The organism is Nostoc sp. (assembly GCF_036917395.1).
Lineage (GTDB): Bacteria > Cyanobacteriota > Cyanobacteriia > Cyanobacteriales > Nostocaceae > Nostoc.
Window position 1 is genome coordinate 1 of record NZ_JBALDI010000050.1, and the last position, 2,873, is coordinate 2,873.

A 2,873-nucleotide genomic window follows, 5' to 3' on the forward strand; every position below is an offset into this window, starting at 1 on the left:
TTATTGTCAAATACATCCGCAGCAGTGCCACCAATTGTGTCACCCACAAAAACTTGCGGTGTTGTAGCGCCATTTTTGTCTAACAGACGGAAGCTATAGTTACCAGTGTGAGGATAGGAATAATCACTGTAATAGCCGACATCCGTACCACCAATTATTAATTTGTACGTGCCATCCATCTGGAGGGTCAAACCATTACTTGGGTCGGAGCCTCGGTCATTACGTGCATCGGCACGATTGACAACCACTTTGCCTGTTGGATCGATAACTGTAAAATATAAATAATCCCCACCCAGAGCATCATAGAAAATTTGCTGTCCTTTGATGCCAGTAAAAGTGTAATTACGGACTGCACCTTTATCAGTAATAGTGCCACTGACAACAGTATCAAATTCAATCGCTTCGGGAATGGAATTGGCAGGACGATTAATTCTAAATTGATAAGGAATGCTAGAACCTGTCCCTTGCATTACGATCATGTAATCACCTTTTGCAAGGGTTAGCTCTCTACCATAGGCAGTGTTCATGTCACGACTGGCAAGGTAATTCCCATCCGTGTCATAAATAATGTAGTTCCCGCCTGTCTTTAAAGCCTCAAAGTAAAGGGAATCAGTGGGATTAGTAATGGTAAGACGATAGATTTTTGAACCTAGACCGTTATTGTCAAATACATCCGCAGCAGTGCCACCAATTGTGTCACCCACAAAAACTTGCGGTGTTGTAGCGCCATTTTTGTCTAACAGACGGAAGCTGTAGTTACCTGTATGGGAAGTAGCTCCTCCATAATAACCAATATCAGAACCACCAATAACGATCTTGTAAGTTCCATCTAGTTTAAGGGTAAGACCATTACTTGGTTCCGAGCCTTGATCGTTCCGACCATCCGCCCTGTTGACAATCGTTTTTCCATTTGGATCGATGAGAGTGAAGTAGAGATAATCACCACCTAAAGCATCATAAAAAAGTTGTTGCCCTTTACTGCCTGAGAAGGTATAAGTATCCTGTTGTCCCTTAATTGAAATGATACCCGATTGCTCTTTACCAATAGTATAAGCAGTTGTCGTGGAAGTAGGTGCTAAAACACTGACGTTATAAGTGTAAGTTCCAGTGTTTCTACCAGAGATGACTAAGGTGTATTCTCCTGCTTTAGGCAAGTAGAAATCTATAGGTCCTCCGTCGTAATAAGCAGCAAGTCTACTGTAGGTGAGGGTTACACCATCGGGTGACATGACGTATAGGTAATTATTTACATTGCCACCTGTGGTATCGATAAATATATGTTGATTGTCAACCGTTGAGGTAAAACGATAGAACTTAGCTTCCAAGCCGCCGCCACCAAAAGTTCCCGATACGCTATCTCCCAGAGTGATCGGGGTTGGATTAGTTGCACTATTTGCATAACTAACTAGTTGGAATTGGTAAGCGCTAAATAGACTGTTTGTTCCTTCTACAACAAATTTGTATTTACCTGTTTCTCCTAGTGCAATTTCGGAATTGTCCTGCCATGTACTGTTAGTTGCAATTTCTCTACCAGATGGGGTGATGAGGGTGTACTTCAAGTTCGACGAATTGGACTGACTGTCGAACCAAATATCTTGTCCTGTAATGCCGTCAAAGGAATATATTTTCTTATTATCTATAACTGATTTGCCAGCAGAATCGGCGAGTGTAATCTCTTGAACGCTAATGATGCTCTGCCCTGGTACAGCCGTAAAAGTCCACTTATAGTATCTGTAGGAATCGGGAGTCGCTAGAGTGTAATTTCTCGTCTCTAAAACACCCCAAACCCCTTCTTGTGTTCTGGTATCTATGGTAGTGAAATTAGTTCCATCATTACTACCAGCCAGTGCCCACTGATGTGGACTTTGATTGTACTCACCATTCCATCTAGATAATAAAGAGTATGTAGCAACAGATTTAGCAGAGCCAAGATCGATCTGGATTGAGGGAGTAGGTCCATTTGCTGCCCAAAAACCATCTTCACCAGTTAAATGTCCATCGAAGGCTCTGTAAGCAGGATAGCTGCTTAGGTCGGCTGAACCAGCCATCACATAAAAAGAGTTGACATTTCCCTTCACCACCGTATTCAGAGTGTAGTCAATTGGGGTAGAGTCGCTAGATGGAGTGGATGAAATACTTGTTAGTTTAATACTGTAGTTGTTATTAACTGCGCCATTACCTTGCATCACCAGCCAATATTCACCAGCAGTTAACGCGACATTTTGACTGTTGTAAATCTGGTCATAGGTAATTTGCGTGCCATCTCTGCCATACAAAATCCAATAGTTATAAGCTTGTCCAGTGCTTTGACCATCAATCTTGATAGTTTGATTACCCATCACATTAAAGCGATAGGAGGTACTACCAATACCCATCTCATCGAAATTTCCTGTCAAAGCACTACCACCGATAGTAGCGACTGCGGCAGTGTTGCGATCAAGGAAACGGAATTTGTAAGCTCCTGTATCTTCACCAGAGCCGTCAATCGTGACTTTGTAAGTACCGTTCATGGTCAATGTTAGACTATCTTGAGGTCGGCGATCGCCACGACTATCGGCTGAATTTAATATTTTTCTGCCTGTAGGGTCATAAATAGAGTACTGGAAGTAGTTAGTAGGTTGAAGCGCATCATAGAATAACTGCTGACCTGCTGTACCCGTAAAAGTAAAGGAATCCTGCTCACCTTTTTTGGCAATTGTACCGCTAACCGTATCGCCAAGATTCATTGCTGTGGTTGTCAAAGGTGCAGTGATGATCTGCACATTGAAGCTAGGGTCAGTTGCACCAGTCCCATTTAGCTCTAGCCAATACTTGCCAGCATCTAAATATAGTTCACGATCTTCATAAACATAACCATTAGAAACATTTACCCC

At 42.3% G+C, this 2,873-nt stretch carries 1 protein-coding gene; it reads right to left on the reverse strand.

Going from position 1 to position 2,873, the window contains the following annotated elements; all coding sequences use genetic code 11:
* Positions 1–2,873: discoidin domain-containing protein (locus V7K46_RS18235; protein ID WP_335115512.1), on the reverse strand; the 2,873-nt coding region annotated here is incomplete at both ends.